Origin of the sequence: Synechococcus elongatus PCC 6301, from assembly GCF_000010065.1 — a bacterium.
GTDB lineage: Bacteria > Cyanobacteriota > Cyanobacteriia > Synechococcales > Synechococcaceae > Synechococcus > Synechococcus elongatus.
The window spans coordinates 2,072,045-2,092,196 of the sequence record NC_006576.1 but is presented as its reverse complement, the minus strand read 5'-3'; the positions used below and the strand labels follow the sequence as shown (position 1 = coordinate 2,092,196).

Here is a 20,152-nt window from a genome sequence, read left to right as displayed (position 1 = left end):
AAGTCCTTGCCGCACTGAATTACTACGAAAAAGACGGCTACGGCTGATAAACCTTGAGGGTTGAATTAGGCGATAGCCTTTGTGTTGGTTAAAGCGATCGGCACGTTACTATGGCTTGCCCTTGGTCAAGAACAATCATTTCGGCAGCATCTAGTGATAGAAACGAAACGCCTTGCTTTACAGTATCTACAGAGCTATTTCTCATCAGATTTACTCCTAGCCAACAACCCAGTTAGAGCAAACTGAAAAGAGATCTTATTGGTCATACTGAAGCTGTTTGCAGCTGCTCAACTGGAATGGTATTTAGCTTGCATCACTTGTATAGAAACAGTGAGATTAAATCGCCTAGCATTCAATCAAATCTGAGTCACTGAAATGTTGTCAGCAACACAAAAAGCCTTGTGAGATCAGTCTATTCTTTCCACCTACGTTGTTTTTGATCTGGAACAAAGAGAAAAGTTAGGTATGAGCAGAATATACAGAGCTACTGATTTTTTTCGGCCAGCCGACGAAGAGCCTATTCGATCAGTCATAACTGAATCTAAGGAAGCTGTTGTTGTAGGTTGGTATATCAAGCCAGGGCAGGAAATCCATTCGCATATCCATCCTCATGGACAAGATACCTGGACTATTTTGAGTGGGAAGGGAGAATATTGTCTGGATGCAGAAGGAACGAAGAAGGCGATTGCTGCAGGAGACGTGGTAATTGCTCCCACTGGCTGTGTACATGGAGTGTTCAACAATGGTGACGAGCCATTGATTTTTATTTCTGTCGTGTCGCCGTCTGATGCAGGATATAAACTCGTTTCTCCAGAGTAAGCTTTAACAAATTTTTTCTAATCATTAGTTTCTAAAGGCGCAATAGTTACTATTGTTTATTAAATCCATTGACTAACGATCAACACACACAACGAGATCGTTACTTTGCTGGAGTTTTCAATTAGCTCAAAACCAAACGATTATCTGGAGATGATTAAGTGAAAGTCACCACAATGTTTGTGAGGAAGCCTTAATAGTTTGGTGTCTACTTTGTGCATTTCCTGTAGTCAACAAAGCTAAGATCGCGCCTTGAAATGGGTGGAATAGCATCAAAGCAGTACAGTGTCGCGTCGCTCATGTCCAAATAGCTAGCTCATCTAGCTTCAAGCCTAAATCAGCTACAACAGGGGCAGTTTTGCTACAGTTGCAGTTAGCGCAATGACTAAAAATACACCTCCGTCTTGGCGTCCGATTCTGGCGATCGCCTTGTCCCTCGTTCTACTGATTGGTCTTTGGCTCGGACTAGGGCCGCAGTACGGGATTTATGTGCAAAAGCTACGCGGTGAAGCCCAGCTCAAAGAAGCGGAATACACTCGCCGCATCGCCGTCCTTGAAGCACAAGCCAAATTGGATAGCGCCAAACTTCAAGCCCAAGCCGAAGTTGAACGGGCGCGGGGTTTAGCCCAGTCCAACCAAATCATTGGCAATTCCCTGAAAGAGAACGAGGTCTATCTGCAGTGGCTTTGGATTACAAGTGTCGCTGAGAGCCAAAACCAAAGCGATCGCACCGTGATCTACATTCCCACCGAAAAGGGAATCCCCCTACCAGCTCTGGAAGCAGGCCGACTCCTGCAGGAAAAAGCCAGCGCAGAGCTTCAGCCGCCGCTCAGTTTTGCACCGTAGCCCAAGCCCTTGAGTGCCTCTAGCAGGGTTTGACGGTGGTCGCCCTGAATCTCGATCGTGTCGTCCTTAACGGTACCGCCACTGCCACAACGCGCCTTCAGTTTTTTGCACAGGCTCGCCAGCGTTTCTGGCCGATGCTGGAAGCCCGTGATGATCGTCACGGTTTTGCCGCCGCGCCCCTTACGGCTGCACTGGATGCGGAGATCATGCTGAGCGGGCGGGCGATCGGGCTGCCCTCGTTCCAACGCAGCATCCTGACTACCAAACTCGCGCCAAACAATGCGATCGCTATTTTTCTTTTGAGCCAAGGGATGAGTTCTCCGTGCGTCCGTTCCCCGTCCTGTTTCTGGGCTTCTCTGACCAGTGGCACAATGGAAGCAACTGACGTTCTGCCTGGGGTTCAGAGCCGATCGTGACACAAACGCCGGTCAATCCATCCACCACCAACGCGTGGGCCAACGCGATCGCAAACTTGGGCGAACGGCCCGATCCACTAGGGCGCTTTGGTCGCTTTGGCGGCCAATACGTGCCCGAAACCCTGATGCCAGCCTTGGCAGAGCTGGAACAAGCCTTTGCTCGCTATAGCCGCGACCCCGAGTTTCAAGCGGAATTTGAAGGACTGCTACGCGACTACGTCGGTCGCCCCAACCCGCTCTACTTCGCCGAGCGACTGACGGAATACTACCGCCGTCCCGACGGTCAAGGCCCCAACATCTACCTGAAGCGCGAAGACCTCAACCACACGGGCGCCCACAAAATTAACAATGCCCTGGGTCAGGCTTTGATGGCCAAGCGCATGGGCAAAAAGCGGATCATTGCGGAAACCGGCGCAGGTCAGCATGGCGTAGCCACAGCGACGGTCTGCGCCCGCTTTGGTCTGGAGTGCGTGATCTACATGGGCGTCCATGACATGGAGCGCCAGGCTCTTAACGTCTTCCGGATGCGTTTGATGGGCGCGGAAGTGCGGGGTGTGGCAGCAGGCTCTGGAACGCTCAAAGATGCCACTTCCGAAGCAATTCGCGACTGGGTGACCAACGTCGAAACGACGCACTACATCCTCGGTTCAGTAGCAGGCCCGCACCCCTACCCGATGATCGTGCGGGAGTTCCACAGCATGATTGGCCGCGAAGTGCGCCAGCAAGCCCAGACACTCTGGGGCGGCCTGCCAGATATTCTGCTGGCCTGTGTTGGCGGTGGCTCGAATGCCATGGGTCTGTTCAACGAGTTCGTTAATGAGCCTTCGGTGCGATTAATTGGCGTGGAAGCTGCCGGTCGCGGCGTTGATACGCCGGAACATGCCGCCACGCTGACTAAAGGCCGCGTCGGCGTCCTACATGGAGCGATGAGCTACCTGCTCCAAGATGACGATGGGCAGGTGATCGAAGCCCACTCAATCAGCGCTGGTCTGGACTACCCCGGTGTGGGCCCTGAGCACAGCTACCTGATGGATGCGGGGCGTGCCGAGTACTACAGCGTCACCGATGACGAAGCACTCGAAGCGTTCCAACGAATTTCGCGACTGGAGGGCATCATTCCGGCGCTGGAAACAGCCCACGCTTTTGCTCACCTTGAGAAGCTCTGTCCAACCTTGAGCGGCAATCCCAACTTGGTGATCAACTGCTCGGGACGTGGCGATAAAGACGTACAGACGGTGGCGCAAAGACTCCAGTTTTAAGGGCGGCAATTTGTAGCTTGCGTGGCAGAAGCACCGGCCTGCGATCGCCTACAACAATCCCAGCATGGATACAGCGAATTACCCTGGGTCATTGGCAAGTCTCGGCAGTTCTGCCGGGACTTTTTTGTGACGATAACAATTGGCCTGGGACTAGCTCGACTGGACTCGATAGAAATCGAAACTTGCTGTCCGTGGGGGAGTCGAGTTCCCCAGCCCCCCTGCAACAAGATTTTGGATGGGACATATCGGCTGAGCGGCGATCGCAGCCGGTAAAACAAGCCGGTGTTGACCTTGGATTGCGGCTACGTCAATCGAGCTAGAACGATCAGTTCAAGCTGATAGTTGCTGTTGCCCTGAGTTAGCGTTGACGGCGACGCCACTCCCAGGGCGGTTGGGGATTGCGACCTGCTTGCCAATAGCCAATGCGATCGCGTCTTGCTGCAGTCTCCGCCGCAAAGTAGGCACTGGCATCGCAGTTGCGGAGGTGTTGCCGGTAGACCATCGCCCAGCCGCGACGGACCATTTCGAGATTGACCGATCGCCCTTCCCGCCAAACCGTCGCCACCGTACGGCCATAGCGATCGCGTTCAAAGGACTCGACCGTCACTTCGCTACCAACTGGAGCCAAGACACCTGACACCCCACGGGCTCGCTCCCCCCAAGGTTTCTGCCCTAGTTCTGGCGCATCGATACAAGCCAAGCGGATTTTGACTGACTCCCCGTCTTGCTGCACAGTCAATGTGTCACCGTCGCTAATCAGGTTGACTTCAGCCGATCGACCGGGTGTTTGGCAGCTACTGGTTGCCAGTAAGAGCAGCAGACCGAGCGCAGACAGGGGTTTGAGCATCGGGGTTAGTCTCGATAGCGACGTACTAAATCGCCGTAGGCATCGATGCGGCGATCGCGCAGGAAGGGCCAGATCCGCCGCACCTGTTCACTGCGATCGCGATCGAGATCAGCAATCAGCAGTTCCGGCTCGCGATCGCCAGCCTTTGCTAACCATTCCCCCTGCGGCCCGGCAATGAAACTGCTGCCCCAGAATTGACTGCCCGCAGCAGCTGGATCGGGCGAGGGTTCAAAGCCAACCCGATTGACACTCAACACGGGAATTCCATTGGCGATTGCGTGACCCCGCTGCACGGTTTGCCAAGCTTCGAGTTGCCGCTGTTGTTCCTCGGGCACGTCTTGCGGATCCCAGCCGATTGCGGTCGGATAGATCAGCAACTCGGCACCAGCCAGCGCCATCAGTCGCGCTGCTTCGGGATACCACTGATCCCAGCAGACCAGAACCCCTAACTTGCCCACCGAAGTCTGAATCGGTTCAAACCCCAAGTCGCCCGGCGTGAAGTAGAACTTCTCGTAGTAAGCCGGATCGTCAGGAATGTGCATTTTGCGGTAACGACCCGCGATCGTTCCATCCCGTTCAATCACGACAGCAGTGTTGTGGTAGAGTCCGGCTGCCCGCCGCTCAAACAGCGAAAGGATGAGAACAACGGACAGTTCTCGGGCGATCGCGCTGTAGTAGTCCGTACTCGGTCCTGGAATGGACTCGGCGCGATCAAACTGAGCTGGATCTTCGGTCTGGCAAAAGTAGTAGCCGCCGTGGATCTCGGGCAGCACAATCAGTTCTGCCCCAGCTGCTGCAGCTTCCCGAATCGCTGCTGTCACGCGATCGCGATCGATCACCGGCTGATCGCTAAATGCCAGTTGAGCCAGAGCGACACGCAACGTCGAAGCCATAGAAACCGCAGAGCACTGTTCGCATCATCACCCGTTGCCGCGATCGGCGTCATCTACTGGGGCTAAGGCGATCGCCAAGGTTAGATTTGTAATATGACTTGTATTACTTCAGGGTGGAAGTTGTGGGTGTTCCTTCCCGCGCTAGTCGGCTGATCTCTGTTCGACTCGATGAGCAAACCGATGCTGTATTGCAGGCATATTGCCAACGTACGGGTGTGACCCAAACAGAAGCAATCAAAGCAGGAATTCAAAAGTTGACTGCCCCCATGAACTCTCCCGCTACCCTTGCTGAGCAGTTAGGACTCGTGGGCTGTTTTGAGAGTGGAGTCGGTGATTTAGGACAACACCATGCTCAGCACCTAAAAGATAAGCTAGCCCTCCGGCACGCTCAGTCGCAGCAGTTCAATGTCTAAGCTACTGGTGGATACGGGACCACTCATTGCTTGGTTTGATCGGAGCGACAATTTTCACGATCGCTGCCGCTCCTTCTTCAGCAGCGTCGATCGCCCACTACTAACGACATGGCCAGTCCTAACTGAGGTCTGTCATTTGATTCCGTCCTATGGGGTCAATCGATTTATGCGTTGGGTCGCTTTGGGCGGTCTCGAAGTGCAAGAACTTGGAACGACCGCAATCACGGGAATTGCCAATCTGATGGAGCGTTACAGCGATATCCCGATGGATTTGGCAGATGCTTCCTTGGTTTGGGTAGCCGGACAGTGGGGCTTGAGTGAGATCGTGACGCTCGATCGACGAGACTTTGGGATTTATCGACTGCCAGGCGGTGAAGCGCTAATCAACCAGCTATTTACTTGAACGCTAGGGGGATGTGAGCAGGCGATCGCCTGAGTGAGGCTAACGGAGCCGCCTAGAATGGAAACGGTTAACGCTTGAATCACTTCTGGATCTGCAATGACGCTAGCCGTTCGTATTGAGCACCTGCGCAAGTCCTATGGTTCGGTGGTGGCGGTCGAAGACGTCAGCTTTGAAGTGACCGCCGGTGAAATTTTTGGGGTGCTAGGACCCAATGGCGCTGGCAAAACCACAACGCTGCGCTGCCTTTGCACCCTTAGTCGTCCGGATGCCGGTCTTGTAGAAGTCGATGGCCTGTCGGTGACTGATCAGCCCCGCGCCGCCCGTCAGCGACTGGGCTATGTGGCACAGGAAGTCGCGATCGATAAGGTGCTGACGGGGCGAGAACTCCTAGCGCTGCATGCGGCGCTCTATCACTTACCCAAAGGCGCGATCGCCGATCGCATTGCGGCGGTGAGTCAACTGCTGGAGCTGGATGACTGGCTCGATCGCCGCTGTGGGACGTATTCCGGTGGGATTCGCAAGCGGCTGGATCTGGCGACGGGGTTGCTGCATCAACCGCGCCTGTTGGTGTTAGATGAACCGACCGTGGGCTTGGATATTGAAAGCCGCGTCGTCGTTTGGGAGTTTCTGCGGCGGTTGCGGGCAGAGGGAATCACGATTCTGATTACCAGCCATTACCTAGAAGAAATTGATGCGCTGGCCGATCGCGTGGCGATTATCGATCGCGGACAAGTGATTGCTGTCGGCAGTCCATCCGAGTTGAAAGCCCGTGTTGGTGGCGATCGCATTACCCTGCGGCTGCGGGAATTTTCCCCCCGAGATGAAGCGGAGCAAGCACGAGAACTACTGAAATCTTTGAGTTGTGTGCAGGACGTGATCATCAACACCGCCCAAGGGAACTCGCTCAACCTCGTGGTCGATGGTCAGACTGATGCTCTAGCGACAATTCAAACCAGCTTGCAAGCAGCAGGACTCCCAACCTTCGGCATTGCCCAAGCTCGCCCGAGTTTGGATGATGTTTACCTTGCCGCTACCGGCCGCACGCTGTTGGATGCAGAACTCGCTGCGATCGCTAGCCGAGATCCGAAAGCTGAGAAAAAGCGCGCCATGCAACGTTAGCGCTAATCACTGAACGATCGTTTTCATCTCTTTCTGTTGAACTAAGCCGTTATGACTACCACGCTACCGAAGTCTGAGCTGTCGAACTTGTCGGAACCGTCTGAGTTTTCTGCCTTTTTGCAAGAAACGGCAGGGCTGACCAAGCGGCTCTTTATTCAGTTGCAGCGTCGCCCCACAACGCTGATTGCCGGTGTGATTCAACCACTAATGTGGCTCGTTCTATTTGGGGCGTTGTTCCAGAATGCACCAACCGGATTCTTTGGGCCTGAAGTTCGCTACGGGCAATTCTTGGGCGCGGGCGTGATTGTCTTCACGGCGTTTAGTGGTGCACTGAATGCTGGCTTGCCCGTGATGTTCGATCGCGAGTTTGGTTTTCTCAATCGCCTACTCGTCGCACCCCTGACCTCACGCTTTTCGATCGTGGTTGCTTCGGCGCTCTACATCACAACCTTGAGCCTGATTCAAACGATCGCAATTCTGCTCGTCAGTTCAGCTTTAGGTGCGGGCTTACCAACAGCGACAGGTCTCCTATTGGTTCTTACGATCGTGCTGCTTTTAGTCTTAGGCGTAACAGCATTGAGTTTAGGCTTGGCTTTTAGTTTGCCCGGCCATATTGAATTAATCGCTGCTATCTTTATCACCAATTTGCCGTTGCTGTTTGCGAGTACGGCTCTTGCACCGCTGGACTTTATGCCAACTTGGCTGCAGTGGTTAGCCAGCCTGAACCCGCTTAGCTACGCAATTGAGCCGATTCGCTTTCTCTATCTCCATGACAGCTGGCAATGGAGTGACATCGCGATCGCGACACCCTTTGCAGAGATTTCGATCGGTGGCTGCTTGGCAATCCTCGCTGGCTTTTGCGTTACTGCTTTGCTACTCATTCAACCTGCCCTCAAGCGATCGCTAAGCTAGTCAAATTTACGGTTATGCATAACCCTCTAGTCGTAACTGTGTTGAGCTAGGCATGTGATTAACACAGCTTTTTAGGGCTCTTCCCGTAAGCACAGTGGATAGTTCCTAACTAGGCTAATTAGAAAGCTAGGCTAAGCCATGAAAGTTACTATCACTTAACCTCTAGTGTCTTGAAATACAGATACAGGCACTTATGCTGAAAATAGAAAGAGTAGCTAACTATGACCAATACTCTCGGAATTGCTGCGATCGCCTGTGCTTGCTTTTTATTAGCTTCAGCCCCAGTTCAAGCCTGTACAAGGGCCGTCTATCAAGGGCCTGAAGGCACAATCATTACGGGGCGATCGATGGATTGGAAGGATGAAATTCCAGCAAATCTATGGTTGTTTCCCAGAGGGTTACAGCGAGATGGAGCAGTGGGACCTAACTCTGTAACTTGGGTCTCAAAATATGGCAGTGTTGTCGCCAGTGCCTTCGATATTGCCAGTGCAGATGGCATGAATGAGAAAGGCCTTGTCGCTAATCTACTTTGGCTCGCTGAGTCGAAGTATCCAGAGTATAAACCTAGTCAGAAAGGCTTATCGGTTGCTGCTTGGGTTCAGTACGTTCTCGATAATTTCGCTACGGTCGAAGAAGCTGTAAATGCACTGCGATCGGAACCATTTGTGGTTGTATCCGCTAACATTCCCGGCACCGACCGCTTTGCCACACTACACCTTTCAGTTTCCGATGCGAAAGGAGACAATGCCATCTTTGAATATATCGATGGCAAGCTCGTCATTCATCACAGCATGGACTACACAGTGATGACGAACTCCCCCACCTTTGAAAAGCAGTTGGCATTAGATGGCTACTGGCAACAAGTTGGCGGTTTAAATATGCTGCCAGGAACAAATCGGGCTGCTGATCGCTTTGTTAGAGCATCTTTTTATATTGATGCCATTCCTAAGACAACAGATACTAGGGTCGCTGTTGCAAGTGTCTTTAGTGTAATTCGCAATGCATCTGTGCCCTTCGGTATCTCCTCTGAGGAAGAGCCGAATATCTCTTCAACTCGCTGGCGGTCTTTATCTGACCAGAAAAATTTAGTCTACTACTTTGAGACAACTCTAACACCCAATACTTTCTGGGTTGATCTCAAGAAAGTTGATTTTAGCGAGAACCGACCTGTCAAGCGACTATTGGCTTCAAACAATGAAGTCTATGCGGGTGATGCCCTCAATTCATTCCAGAACGCCAAGCCATTCGAGTTTGCCGGACTATAAATCACATAGAGAGCTGACAGATGATTTGAACAGTATGGATAGGTAACGATTGCGAAGATCAGCCTCACTCTTCAACAGCCATCGTTACCTATTCGTAGGTTTGTCAATCCAATGAAGGTCAGCGGCTATTTGCCAAGGGATGCAGACGAAAGACCGATTGAAGCATAGCCCAAGCTGTCTTGAATTCAGGCACTTGTAAGTCTTGCCACTGGCCGGGCTGGCAGTAGAGATAAGGAATTAAGCGGCGCTGTTCTGCAAGCGTCAGATTTGAGAAGTAAAGGCGTACCTCTACCTCAGTTACAGCAGCCTCAAAACGTAGAGCAGCAAGAGCACGGCGATCGTGCCATCTCACTTCTGCATGAATTGGCATGTCAGCTAAAGGGCTAGGCGATCGCAGACGAAAAATTCCTTCCAAAGTAGTTTGAGGTGCTTCATCCTCAATATCCACTAAACCCTCGAAGCGATTCAGTAAGATTCGCCCCCCTTCTTCTGAAAGGTCTTCAGTAACCCCTGAAAAGACAACTGCTCCCAGACGCAATTCACAAGCTTCTTCATGGGAAAACCGAGTGTGACGGCGTTGAGGAACATCGATTGCGACAAGAATACAAATGAGCAGCAGTGATAAGTTATAAACAGCCCAAACTATATTAATTACTAAGCTATCGGGATTTACATTCGTATCTTGCAGACTAGAACTCCTCATAACAATTCCAATTATAGTCAGGATCATTACTGTTAAGAGAGGAGTAATGAGCGACCAGTTAATTGTGATTCCATCAGAATTAGTATCCCCCTTGGGTGTCACTTTAAAAGGTTTTCCCTTAGGGCTAACTAAAGTCCTGAGAATAGTAATTGCCATTGGCACACAAATAATCGTCTCATAAACATCAGACCAAAATGCGGATCGCCTTCCTTCTGTCAGCCAAGAAAATGCCATGATATTTGCGATGTAATATGGAAGGAAAAAATAAAGAATTTCATTGACAGTAGCACGGAGAGGTGCCAACCCAAATATCAGAAATGCTAAGGGAACAACGAGAAAGACAACTCTAGGAATCGATAGGAACCAGTAAACGATACTGAGTGACTGGGAAAGGCGCTCCTGCCAGTTGAGGCCTGGGACCGTTAGAAAATTGGAATCTGTAAAGAGGGACTGGAGAGTTCCCTGCCCCCAACGAAGTCGCTGATTAACATAGGCGCTAATAGTTTCCGGTGCTAGGCCTGCTGCCAATGCCTCATTGAGATACTTGACGCGATAGCCATGAGTTTGCAGCTTAATCGAAGTAAAGTAGTCTTCAGTGATACTTTCCGTCGGAATTCCACCAATCTCATCGAGTGCCGATCGCCGAATAACAAAGCAGGTACCACAGCAAACGACTGAGTTAAAATAGTCCCGGCTTGGTTGAATAAACCGAAAAAATAAACTTTGTTCGTTATTCAAAATTCCTTCAAGTCCAAGGTTGACTGAAATCGGATCTTCATTAAAAAAATGCTGAGGCGTTTGTAGCAGGCCCGTTTTTGGATCTTGGAAAAATCCAATTGTTCGAATTAGAAAGTTTTTACTAGGGACAAAATCTGCGTCAAAAACAACTAATAATTCTCCAGATAAGTAGGGCAAGGCATGGTTGATATTACCTGCCTTCGCATGTTTGTTGTCTGGGCGATCGAAGTAGCCGCAGCCTAATTCTTCTGCAAGCGCTCGAACTTCTGGACGACGAGTATCGTCGAGAAGAAAGACCTTTTTATTAGAATAGTCCATTGCCTGGCAAGCAATGACCGATCTTCTGAGGATATCAACCCCTTCGTTGTAGGTGGGCAGAATAATATCAACGCTTGGTTGATAGGCTTGGCTGATCACTGCTTGGCTGAGGATGTCTGCTTCTGGCGAGCGATCATAGCTAAAAATTGTATGGAGAAAAAATGCGATTGTATTAACAACTGTCAGCAATTCAGCAAAAAAGAGTAGAACAGATAGAGTGCCATTGAGGGGATCGTCGAGATTGAGGCTTCCGAAGAATCGCCATAGCTCGTAACGGATTCCTAGAACTGCAATGCCGATGCTCGTGATCAGTCGAGGCCAAAATGACGGTTGAGGAGAAAGCTCCTTGAGTAGAAAAGTAATCGCTAGCCAAACAAAGGCGGGATAGAGTAAGTTCTCTAGTGTGGATCCCTCCGGCTTGAACAGAGCTTGACCTGAGTACCATAATCCAATCAAGTTAGCAAAAGCATTTTGCCAATCAAATTGCAGCAGTAATATTGCAAGTAACGTGAGGCCAGCAATTAGAAGAAAAGAGATTTCAGGAGCAAGTTTTCGCAGTTGTTTTAATTGCATTGGGTAGCTTGATCAAAAAAGGATAAAGACTAGGGATTAAAGTTGACGGTCACACTTTGACCAATGCCACAGAAATTTCCGGCTCCCAAGGCTGGCGGTTTCTCGAGGAGACTCACCTGAACTTCTAGTTCATTGCGCACTAAATCCGGCGGAGGTACTGCGACATCAGTTCCGGCAGTGACTTTACCGGGTCCTCCTCGAATCGAGCGAATTCGGCCCAAAATGTTTGTATTGCTGCCATCCAGTAGACGAATATCTGCTTGTTGACCCACTCGCAGTCGATTGCGATCGCGCTCAGAAACTAAAGCCGTGATCCAGGTGTCTTCACAGGTCACCATTTCCAACAGCGGATCACCCGCCGTTAGTGGAATACCTAACAGTCCAGTTCGATTGATAATTGACCAAACAACTCCTTGAATCGGAGCCTTAATTAAGGCTTTTTTCTGAAGTTTAATCTGCTCTTGAATATTGATAATCTCAAGGCGAATTTCTTGAATTGTTGTGTTAACAGTCTGTCGTTTCAGAGTCAGGTCGACTAGTTCTTTTTCCAGATCGAGAAGTCGTAGTTCTGGAATACTTAGAGTTCGAGCTGAATCGAGCTGTAATCCTTGACGAATCGCTAAGAGGGACGCTCGTTGGCGCTGTAACTCATTTTGTTTGGCCGCTACTACCGCTCTTGCCTCACGTGCCTGCGACAAGGCAGCGTCTGCTAGTTGCTGTGAGACAGCACCACTCTCCACCAAACTTTGATATCGTTTTGCCTCGATTTCCGCAAAGGCCAGACTTTCTTGAGCTTGGCGTAATTCATTACGGGTTCGGTCAGACCCCTGCTGAAAGAACTGTTCCTCAAGTTGTTGCTGGTTATTGGCCTTGCTGAGAATTTGCGATCGCACCTGCTCACGACTCGCGATTTGGGCATCGAAAGCAGCTCGCTCTGCTTCAGCTTGGGCCAAACGCGTCACCAGATTTTGGCGATCGGTTTCCAATTCTGGATTGCGATCGTTCGTAATCTCACCGAGTACCTGCCCTTTTTGCAAGGCTTGCCCCGGCTCTAGCGGCTTGAGTTGTGCGACCCCAGGAATCGGGGCATATAACTTAATAACAGTGCCATTAATATAGCCAACTCGACTGGAAACGCTGCTGTTGCGCAGCCAGAGTATGTAGGCTGCTAGCGAGATGAGGCCTACGCCGAGGGCAATTCTGGCATAGCGAAAGAAGGTGCGGCGATCGGGGGGCGAGGGCAGACGGGGCGTTGGCGAGCTCTTAGGTTCAGTGATGGATTCTGGCACAACTTAGCTTTCAACTTTAAGAACAAGCATTCTTAAATTAATAAGGCGACCCAGAGAGTGCAAGAATCATTGAATACTTTTTATGTTTCTTAGCCCTATTTTCAATTTGTGAAACAAAATGCCGCTTCAGCTCGGATTTTCAGCCGCTAGTCCCTAGATCTAACCACGAATTGCCAACTATATTTTCGACATCTAGGGTTACCAGCAGATTGAGCTGCAGAGACCGCCTGTCTATAATCCACACTGATAACTGAGTTGAGAACAAGCCACTCATTGCTCTGCTCAAGCCTGCGATCGCGAAGGAATGCCCCTCCTTCGTGGGTTGTGCCGGTGCTCTTTCGTCTGTCGTGGGATGATGCAACCTGCTATCAATCACTCATGGATCAGCAAACTAACGAAAAATGATCTTCATCAGCTCATTGAAGAGGTCAAGACCGGCAATCGTGATGCTGTATCAAAAGCGGCTCTTTTTGTAGCTCATGAGAGTTTTGGTCTCTGGCACAATCGTGCGCGAGCCAAACTTTGTAGACACTTCAAGAATCATCCCCCAGCCGAGGTGGAGGAGCAAAATCGGATGATCGCAGCCATCATCCAACGGTTGATCGATGGCTGTTTTTCTGAGCAATTTATGGATCAGCTATCCATGACAGTTCGGCTGGATCCCAAACAGATGCAAGTGTCTGCGATCGCAGCGTTAACTTCCCCTAAAGCCTATGTTCGTCGCTACGCAGAGCGAACTCTTCACATCATCAATGCATCATCTAAAGTGCAACCCAATCGCTAGTTTTTAAATGTCTAACGGATATTTCATTCTTAGAACAACTAGAGGCGATCGTGAGCCTTAGAATTACTGCTTTCTAGCTCAAATCGGGGTCCGTGTCATCCGCCTGACGCCAAATTCCAATCGTGGCGATCGCCAGCAATCCAGCAATAATCAAGCCAATCGCGGCCACTTCTGAAGAATGCGATCGCAGGGCTGCTAAGCCGCCAGCAGTAAAGGCCAGCGTGCCAAACAGGAGAGGCACCCCAGTCAAAATTCGGGCATAGGTGTTTTTTGCCATAGTCAGCAGTCCGACAGTCAGCCTGATCCTACCCTTGGCTGACGGTGGCGCTTGCACACTGCTCAGACAGGGTAGCTAGCTGCTCTTCCTGGAGTTTCACCCCAATATCGAGACCATCAGGGAGCCGATAGACCGTTGCTACAACACGACCTGCAGAGTCAAGACCGTTGGGCCGCAAATTAACTCGAGTCCGGCGAGGCAACAAGGTTTGGAGGCGATCTCGCAGGGCGACCTCTTGGCCCGCGATCGGTTGCACACAGTCGATCTGCACCGTATAGCTGCGATTGCTATCTCCGATTCGCAGTAATCCGCCTTCCCGCACACTCAAGACTTCTGCAGCTGCTGCGGGACGGGGAAAAATCAACCCAAGCAGCAAGAGCAGACAGAGGCAGAAGCGAAACATAAAGACAGCCGAGTGGTTCGCTAATGATTGTAGAAGGCACATCCTTATCTGTGCCATCACAGCTTTCATGGCTGCGATCGCCCATTGATAACCCGCAGTCGACCGATCCAGAGCAATCACAGCAGTCCATCGAAAGGGAAGGGCTGCTGCCTAGCGGCAACAGCCTCAACTCTCAAGACGCAGTGAGGTTTAACGAATTAGCAGTCGTAGTAGAGCGCGAATTCGTAGGGGTGCGAACGCAGGCTGATCGGAATCACTTCGTTGTCGAGCTTGTACTCGATCCAGTTCTGGATGAAGTCTTCCGTGAAGACGCCGCCCACAGTCAGGAAGTCGTGATCGGCCTCTAGTGCTTTCAGCGCATCCTTGAGTGAACCCGGGGTGCTGGGGATTTTAGCCAGCTCTTCGGGGCTGAGGTCGTAGATGTCCACATCCAGCGGTTCGCCCAAGTCAATTTGGTTCTTGATGCCGTCGATACCAGCGCAGAGCATCGCCGCAAACGCCAAGTAGGGGTTGGAGGTCGCGTCAGGACAACGGAACTCCAAGCGCTTCGCTTTCGGGTTGGTGCCTGAAAGGGGAATCCGCACCGAAGCCGAGCGGTTGCCTTGGGAGTAGGCCAAGTTGACCGGCGCTTCAAAGCCAGGCACAAGGCGCTTGTAGGAGTTGGTGGTGGGGTTGGTGAGAGCCAACAAGGCCGGCGCGTGCTTGAGGATACCGCCGATGTACCAGAGCGCCATTTGGCTCAGGCCAGCATACTGGTCGCCCGCAAACAGCGGCTGACCATCATTCCAAATCGACTGGTGGGTATGCATACCAGAACCGTTGTCGTTGAACAGCAATTTGGGCATGAAGGTAATCGTTTTGCCGTAGCGACGACCCACGTTTTTGATCACGTACTTGTAGGTCATCAGCCAGTCCGCTGCTTCGATCAGCTTGCCGAAGCGGAAGCCTAGCTCACACTGGCCGCCGGTCGCCACTTCGTGGTGGTGCTTCTCAATTGGCACGCCACAATCAGCCATGGTCAGCAGCATTTCACTACGCATATCTTGGCTGGTGTCGGTCGGGGCCACTGGGAAGTAGCCCTCTTTGTAGCGAGGCTTATAGCCGAGGTTACCGCCTTCTTCTTCGCGGCCGGAGTTCCAGCGGCCTTCGATCGAATCGACGTAGTAGTAGCTCTTGTTCTCAGCCTGATCGAAGCGAACGTCATCAAAGATGAAGAATTCTGCTTCGGGGCCGAAGTAAGCCGTGTCACCGATCCCGCTAGCTTTGAGGTAATCCACCGCTTTTTGAGCGATCGCCCGGGGGCAGCGCTCGTAGGGGGTGTTAGTGCGCGGCTCGTAGATCGTACAGATCATGCTGAGCGTCGGCTCTTTCATGAATGGGTCGATCCAAGCAGTGGTTGGATCGGGCACCATCGTCATGTCCGACTCGTTGATCGCTTTCCAGCCCCGGATGCTGGAACCGTCGAAGGGAACGCCCTCAACAAAGCTGTTTTCGTCGATTTGGCTGACGTGTAGTGTCAAGTGCTGCCAAATCCCCGGCATGTCGATAAATTTCAAATCGACAAGCTGGATACCCTTCTCTTGAATAAGCTGAAGGACCTCTTGAGCGGTCTCAGGCATGAGCGACAACTCCTTGTGTGCTCTTGGTGGTACGGCTCAGCGAAGCAGGCCCTGGGATTGGTAGTCCACAAGCCTAACTGTGGAAACAACGCTGCTGCGATCGCAGCTGGATCACAACCAGGAACTGAAGACAAGCATTGCTGACCGCTTTCATCCTAGGTAGCCCGAAACGGCACTTTTGTAACAGCTGATACATAAAAATGGAGGCGATTGGCACTGACAAGCCTGAGTGTGCCATCTTATGAAGTTTGGTAACGAAATCTTGCAGGCGAGCCGGCTCGGCGGTGCTGGATCGCAGGCAGGACAAGGCTGCATGGTAGTCTTTTTCTGAAATTCCCTGGCTCGATTCGAGCGACATCTGAACCGTTTTGTCAGCACTCGGGAGCGCAATTCATGCGAGATGCGGTTAGCAGTCTAATTGCCGGCTACGACCTGGCTGGCAAATACTTGGATCGCAATGCGGTCGATAGTCTTCGGGCCTACTTTGCCGAAGGCAATGCCCGCGTCCAAGCGGCAGAAATCATCAACGCCAATGCCGCCAGCCTTGTGCGCGATGCCAGTGCTCAACTCTTTGAAGAGGTTCCTGAGCTGTTGCGTCCGGGCGGCAATGCCTACACGACCCGTCGTTACTCGGCTTGCCTGCGCGACCTCGACTACTATCTTCGCTACGCGACCTATGCCTTGGTGGCTGGTAACACCGAAGTCCTTGACGAGCGCGTTCTCCAAGGTCTGCGGGAAACCTATACGTCCCTAGGCGTGCCCAGCGGCCCAACGGTGCGCGGCATTGCTATCCTGCGCGATCGCGTGCGGCAGCTAGTTGAGCAGGCTGGCATCAGCAATGCCGCCTTTGTTGAAGTGCCGTTCGATCACCTCGGACGCAACCTCGCAGAGCAAGACATCTAAGACGGTAGCGCCTGCGATCGCAGGGATGAAGCCGGATTGAATCGACAGGGCAGGCAAACGCTTGCCCTGTTTTCGTTGAGAGACTGAGGATGACTGTGACGCCGACAACTCCCCAAGTACGTCAGGGACAGCTACCGACCGGTGAGCGCTACATCTACGAGATTTGGGGCGATTTAACAACCGGTCAAACACCGTTGCTGCTAGTGCATCCGGTGGGCGTGGGTCTTTGGCGGCGATTTTGGCAGCGCTTCTGTCAGGCTTGGTGCGCCCAGAGCGATCGCCCACTGATCGTGCCGGATCTGCTGGGCTGCGGCGACAGTGATATGGATCAGAAGCCCTACAGCCCGCAAAATTGGGCTGAGCAACTGGCACATCTGCTCCAGATCGAAATTCAGCAGCCCGCGATCGTGGTGGCCCAAGGAGCGTTGATGCCCGCAGCCGTCGCTCTTGCTGAAATCCAGCCAGAGTTAGTCCTAGGGCTGGCGTTTTCGGGGCCGCCCGCTTGGCGCGTGATTGAGCGCAAACAAACGGCTCAACAGCAGCGGCGGCTCTGGCGACTGTTTTGCTCACCCCTAGGCTGGCTCTTTTTTCAGTACGCTCGCACGCCCTTTTTCCTGCGCCGCTTCTCGCAGCGACAACTGTTTGCCCGAGCGGAGCAAGTCGATCGCGAATGGATGCAGCTCTTGGCAGAAGGCAGCCGGAAGAAGGCTTCCCGTCATGCGGTTTACGCGTTCCTCAGTCGTAATTGGCAACAGGGCTGGGGCGATCGCCTTGCCAAAATGACCCAACCGACGCTGCTGCTCTTTGGCGAAGGGGCAAGTAGTATCAGCCGCGATGGATGGAAGGAGGACGCTCGCGATCGCCTACAGGCTTACGCCCAAGTCATGCCCTGCAATCAGGGTCAGATTCTGCCCGGTCGCAACGTTCTTCCCTACGAAGCCACTGCTGCTTTCATCGCAGCCCTTACAGAGTTCTGCGCCAACTATTTCACTCCGCAACAGTTCAACGATGCAGTGCAGTAGTCGACCTGTAACAAGCTTTAATGGCTCTAAGCATTTCTCTCATCTGCCGCAGGGTTGCCCGATGACCGTCACTCTTCCGAGCGTTAGCGAAAAACACCGTGTCCGTCTCCAGCCGCTGGAGCTACCGGAGCGTCTGCTGCTCGGGCCCGGTCCGTCGAACGCCCATCCAGCTGTGCTGGAGGCGATCAGTCGGCCACCCATCGGTCACCTCGATCCTAAATTTCTCGAGTTGATGACCGAGGTACAGGGGTTGCTGCGCTACATCTGGCAAACCGATAACCGCCTGACCATTCCCGTCAGCGGCACGGGCAGTGCTGCCATGGAAGCCACGATCGCCAACAGCGTCGAGCCTGGGGATGTCGTCCTGGTCGGCGTCATGGGCTACTTCGGCAACCGCCTTGTTGATATGGCGGGTCGCTACGGCGCTGATGTGCGCACCATTCACAAGCCTTGGGGTGATGTCTTTAGCTTGGCTGAATTGCGGCAAGCTTTGGAAGAACACCGGCCACAAATCCTTGCTCTCGTTCATGCCGAGACTTCGACGGGCGCTGAACAACCGCTAGCCGGCGTTGGCGATCTCTGTCGTGAGTTTGATTGCCTCTTACTGATCGACACCGTCACCAGCTTGGGTGCGGTTCCAACCCTGCTGGATGAGTGGGGCGTCGATTTGGCCTATAGCTGCAGCCAAAAAGGGCTGAGCTGCCCGCCGGGTGTGTCGCCGTTCACGATGGGGCCCCGCGCTGAAGAGAAGCTGGCGCGCCGCAAGGGCAAAGTTGCCAACTGGTATCTGGATATGTCGTTGCTCAACCAGTACTGGGGCAGCGATCGGGTTTACCACCACACTGCGCCGGTGAACATGAACTTCGGCATCCGTGAGGCGCTGCGCCTGATTGCCGACGAAGGTATCGAAACAGTCTGGAAGCGCCACCGCGACAATGCCGAATATCTCTGGGCAGGCTTGGAGGATTTGGGCCTGACCTGTCACGTCCCAGTCGAAAATCGCCTGCCGACCCTGACGACTGTGCGGATTCCTGAGGGCGTCGATGGCAAAGCCGTCAGCCGTCAACTGCTGGATGAACACGGCATCGAAATGGGCGGTGGCTTGGGCGAATTGGCAGGTAAAGTCTGGCGGATCGGCCTGATGGGCTACAACAGCCGTCGCGAAAATGTCGATCGCTTGCTGAGCATTCTGGCAGACGTTCTCCCCCGCTCTTAATCGGTCCTACTGGTGTCTGGCAGTCTCGACTTAGATCAAATTCTGCAAGTCTTAAGTCAAAGTCCTGACTTTGGTCTTGAGGCTTGCAGGAATTTTGCTCAGTTCCTGATTAAGCAAGTCCCAGACTATGCTGCTGCCCACCAGCTCATACTTTGGTGCGATCGCAAACAAGCAGCAAAAGCGGAACAGCAATCCCTAGATTCTCAAACAATCAATTGCTATCGAACTATTGTCACTGAGGAAGAACAACTCTTCAAAGCCCTTGATCATGTAGTTGTTGAGTCTGGCGAGCCTCTAGAAGGCAATTGTTTTTACTATCACCTCAGCCTTAAACCATCTGCACTGTTGGAAAACAAGCGGATAAACTTATTTTCCTCAGCCACACAAGCCCAGAAAATATTAGAAATTGGCTTCAATGCTGGCCATAGTGCGGCTTTAATGCTGCTAGCGAATCCCAACTCAAATCTATTGGCATTCGATATTTGTGAACATCGTTATACGGAAGGATGTTTTGCCGTTTTAGCTGAGCGTTTCCCTCACCGAATTGACTTAATTGCGGGGGACTCTAATACAACTCTTCCACTCTTTCGGCTAGAGCACCCAGCAGTCTATTTTGATCTACTCCACATTGACGGCTCTCACTCATGCCTACCAAACGGCAACTGCTGATTTCATGAACTGTCACAACTCAGCTAAGCATGGGTCTCTGATGATTTGGGACGACACCGACAACGTTGAACTGGATCTCTTGTTCAATGCTTTTGTCGAAGATCATTTAATTGTTGAGCGCTTTGATTGCCTGCCAACATTCACCTATTGCCATCGAATCGGGCAGGCCATCAAGCATACCTCCTTACTTAACGACGGCAGCGACTGAGATCGGCCCGAGTATCAAGCGATCGCGCTTCGAGGCATTGGATTTGCTGTTGTTGGGTGGCGATCGCTTGCTGAAGGGATTGATAGCGATAGGCCAGAGCCAGGCAGCTCATCACCTGCAGGAACAGAATCAGTTGCCACAGTCGAGGCGATCGCCAGCCCGCTCGGGGAGGCACAACCTGCTTAGACATCCGCATGCGATCGCAGAATCCAAATCGTCCCAGCAGTATGCCATCAGCAGC

General features: G+C 52.2%; 24 protein-coding genes. 15 read left to right on the top strand and 9 right to left on the bottom strand.

Annotation, left to right across the window (positions count from 1 at the left end; all coding sequences use genetic code 11):
* Positions 1-81: 81 nt before the first annotated feature.
* The 3 genes from SYC_RS14245 (at position 82) to SYC_RS10390 (ending at position 1,662) form a co-directional block, all read left to right on the top strand.
* Positions 82-246: a hypothetical protein gene (locus SYC_RS14245; RefSeq protein ID WP_247223783.1), complete on the top strand. Its 165-nt coding sequence runs from the start codon at positions 82-84 to the stop codon at positions 244-246.
* Between the two features lie 219 nt (positions 247-465).
* The gene (locus SYC_RS10395) at positions 466-819 is read left to right on the top strand and encodes a cupin domain-containing protein (RefSeq protein WP_011244261.1); all 354 of its coding nucleotides are present in this window, start codon (positions 466-468) and stop codon (positions 817-819) included.
* Between the two features lie 378 nt (positions 820-1,197).
* On the top strand, positions 1,198-1,662 hold the full coding sequence (locus SYC_RS10390; RefSeq protein ID WP_011244260.1) for a hypothetical protein: 465 nt from the start codon (positions 1,198-1,200) through the stop codon (positions 1,660-1,662).
* Here SYC_RS10390 and SYC_RS10385 read toward each other — a convergent pair.
* The gene (locus tag SYC_RS10385; RefSeq protein ID WP_011378336.1) at positions 1,635-1,970 is read right to left on the bottom strand and encodes a translation initiation factor; all 336 of its coding nucleotides are present in this window, start codon (positions 1,968-1,970) and stop codon (positions 1,635-1,637) included. The two genes, SYC_RS10390 and SYC_RS10385, sit on opposite strands and share 28 nt — an antisense overlap.
* Before the next feature lie 155 nt (positions 1,971-2,125).
* Here SYC_RS10385 and trpB point away from each other — a divergent pair, with 155 nt between their 5' ends.
* Entirely contained in the window at positions 2,126-3,337 is a 1,212-nt protein-coding gene (gene trpB, locus SYC_RS10380; protein WP_196794078.1) for a tryptophan synthase subunit beta, read from the top strand.
* Positions 3,338-3,695: 358 nt separating this feature from the next.
* Here the strand turns inward: trpB and SYC_RS10370 are convergent, their stop codons facing one another.
* Together SYC_RS10370 and SYC_RS10365 are read right to left on the bottom strand one after the other, a co-directional pair.
* Positions 3,696-4,184 (bottom strand): thermonuclease family protein, encoded by a 489-nt coding sequence (locus SYC_RS10370; protein WP_011244257.1) that lies wholly within the window; start codon positions 4,182-4,184, stop codon positions 3,696-3,698.
* A 5-nt stretch (positions 4,185-4,189) separates the two neighbouring features.
* On the bottom strand, positions 4,190-5,077 hold the full coding sequence (locus SYC_RS10365; RefSeq protein ID WP_011378338.1) for a carbon-nitrogen hydrolase: 888 nt from the start codon (positions 5,075-5,077) through the stop codon (positions 4,190-4,192).
* 122 nt (positions 5,078-5,199) lie between these two features.
* Here SYC_RS10365 and SYC_RS14030 point away from each other — a divergent pair, with 122 nt between their 5' ends.
* The 5 genes from SYC_RS14030 (at position 5,200) to SYC_RS10335 (ending at position 9,189) form a co-directional block, all read left to right on the top strand.
* On the top strand, positions 5,200-5,490 hold the full coding sequence (locus SYC_RS14030; protein ID WP_162010013.1) for a hypothetical protein: 291 nt from the start codon (positions 5,200-5,202) through the stop codon (positions 5,488-5,490).
* Positions 5,483-5,893: a type II toxin-antitoxin system VapC family toxin gene (locus SYC_RS10355; RefSeq protein ID WP_011244255.1), complete on the top strand. Its 411-nt coding sequence runs from the start codon at positions 5,483-5,485 to the stop codon at positions 5,891-5,893. The genes SYC_RS14030 and SYC_RS10355 overlap by 8 nt, the downstream gene beginning before the upstream one ends.
* A gap of 96 nt (positions 5,894-5,989) precedes the next feature.
* Complete coding sequence (locus SYC_RS10345; RefSeq protein ID WP_011244254.1) at positions 5,990-7,012, top strand: ABC transporter ATP-binding protein; 1,023 nt, start codon at positions 5,990-5,992, stop codon at positions 7,010-7,012.
* A gap of 51 nt (positions 7,013-7,063) precedes the next feature.
* On the top strand, positions 7,064-7,924 hold the full coding sequence (locus SYC_RS10340) for an ABC transporter permease (RefSeq protein ID WP_011244253.1): 861 nt from the start codon (positions 7,064-7,066) through the stop codon (positions 7,922-7,924).
* 221 nt (positions 7,925-8,145) lie between these two features.
* Complete coding sequence (locus SYC_RS10335) at positions 8,146-9,189, top strand: linear amide C-N hydrolase (protein WP_011244252.1); 1,044 nt, start codon at positions 8,146-8,148, stop codon at positions 9,187-9,189.
* 118 nt (positions 9,190-9,307) lie between these two features.
* On the opposite strand, the gene SYC_RS10330 is transcribed toward SYC_RS10335, so the two are convergent.
* Both SYC_RS10330 and SYC_RS10325 read right to left on the bottom strand, forming a co-directional pair.
* A complete protein-coding gene (locus SYC_RS10330; RefSeq protein WP_011244251.1) occupies positions 9,308-11,521 on the bottom strand; it encodes a glycosyltransferase family 2 protein in 2,214 nt (737 codons plus the stop codon).
* Positions 11,522-11,550: 29 nt separating this feature from the next.
* Entirely contained in the window at positions 11,551-12,810 is a 1,260-nt protein-coding gene (locus SYC_RS10325) for an HlyD family secretion protein (protein ID WP_011244250.1), read from the bottom strand.
* Between the two features lie 355 nt (positions 12,811-13,165).
* Between SYC_RS10325 and SYC_RS10320 the strand changes: the two genes are divergently transcribed.
* Complete coding sequence (locus SYC_RS10320; RefSeq protein WP_039755595.1) at positions 13,166-13,594, top strand: hypothetical protein; 429 nt, start codon at positions 13,166-13,168, stop codon at positions 13,592-13,594.
* 73 nt (positions 13,595-13,667) lie between these two features.
* On the opposite strand, the gene SYC_RS10315 is transcribed toward SYC_RS10320, so the two are convergent.
* The 3 genes from SYC_RS10315 to glnA all read right to left on the bottom strand — a co-directional run bounded on the left by SYC_RS10315 (position 13,668) and on the right by glnA (position 15,893).
* Positions 13,668-13,871: a hypothetical protein gene (locus SYC_RS10315; protein ID WP_011378343.1), complete on the bottom strand. Its 204-nt coding sequence runs from the start codon at positions 13,869-13,871 to the stop codon at positions 13,668-13,670.
* A 28-nt stretch (positions 13,872-13,899) separates the two neighbouring features.
* Positions 13,900-14,274: a hypothetical protein gene (locus SYC_RS10310; protein ID WP_039755593.1), complete on the bottom strand. Its 375-nt coding sequence runs from the start codon at positions 14,272-14,274 to the stop codon at positions 13,900-13,902.
* A 197-nt stretch (positions 14,275-14,471) separates the two neighbouring features.
* Positions 14,472-15,893 carry a type I glutamate--ammonia ligase gene (gene glnA / locus SYC_RS10305; RefSeq protein WP_011244248.1) on the bottom strand — a complete coding sequence of 474 codons (1,422 nt, stop codon included), beginning with the start codon at positions 15,891-15,893 and terminating at the stop codon, positions 14,472-14,474.
* 393 nt (positions 15,894-16,286) lie between these two features.
* Here glnA and apcB point away from each other — a divergent pair, with 393 nt between their 5' ends.
* The 5 genes from apcB to SYC_RS13875 all read left to right on the top strand — a co-directional run bounded on the left by apcB (position 16,287) and on the right by SYC_RS13875 (position 19,911).
* Entirely contained in the window at positions 16,287-16,796 is a 510-nt protein-coding gene (gene apcB / locus SYC_RS10295) for an allophycocyanin subunit beta (RefSeq protein WP_011244246.1), read from the top strand.
* Between the two features lie 89 nt (positions 16,797-16,885).
* Positions 16,886-17,818, top strand: coding sequence for an alpha/beta fold hydrolase (locus SYC_RS10290; RefSeq protein ID WP_011244245.1), 933 nt, complete (start codon positions 16,886-16,888; stop codon positions 17,816-17,818).
* Positions 17,819-17,879: 61 nt separating this feature from the next.
* Positions 17,880-19,034 carry a pyridoxal-phosphate-dependent aminotransferase family protein gene (locus SYC_RS10285; protein ID WP_011378346.1) on the top strand — a complete coding sequence of 385 codons (1,155 nt, stop codon included), beginning with the start codon at positions 17,880-17,882 and terminating at the stop codon, positions 19,032-19,034.
* A gap of 12 nt (positions 19,035-19,046) precedes the next feature.
* Complete coding sequence (locus SYC_RS10280) at positions 19,047-19,703, top strand: class I SAM-dependent methyltransferase (RefSeq protein ID WP_011244243.1); 657 nt, start codon at positions 19,047-19,049, stop codon at positions 19,701-19,703.
* A 40-nt stretch (positions 19,704-19,743) separates the two neighbouring features.
* On the top strand, positions 19,744-19,911 hold the full coding sequence (locus tag SYC_RS13875) for a hypothetical protein (RefSeq protein WP_155813921.1): 168 nt from the start codon (positions 19,744-19,746) through the stop codon (positions 19,909-19,911).
* On the opposite strand, the gene SYC_RS10275 is transcribed toward SYC_RS13875, so the two are convergent.
* Complete coding sequence (locus SYC_RS10275) at positions 19,892-20,101, bottom strand: hypothetical protein (protein WP_039755588.1); 210 nt, start codon at positions 20,099-20,101, stop codon at positions 19,892-19,894. The genes SYC_RS13875 and SYC_RS10275 overlap by 20 nt on opposite strands.
* Positions 20,102-20,152 lie beyond the last annotated feature (51 nt).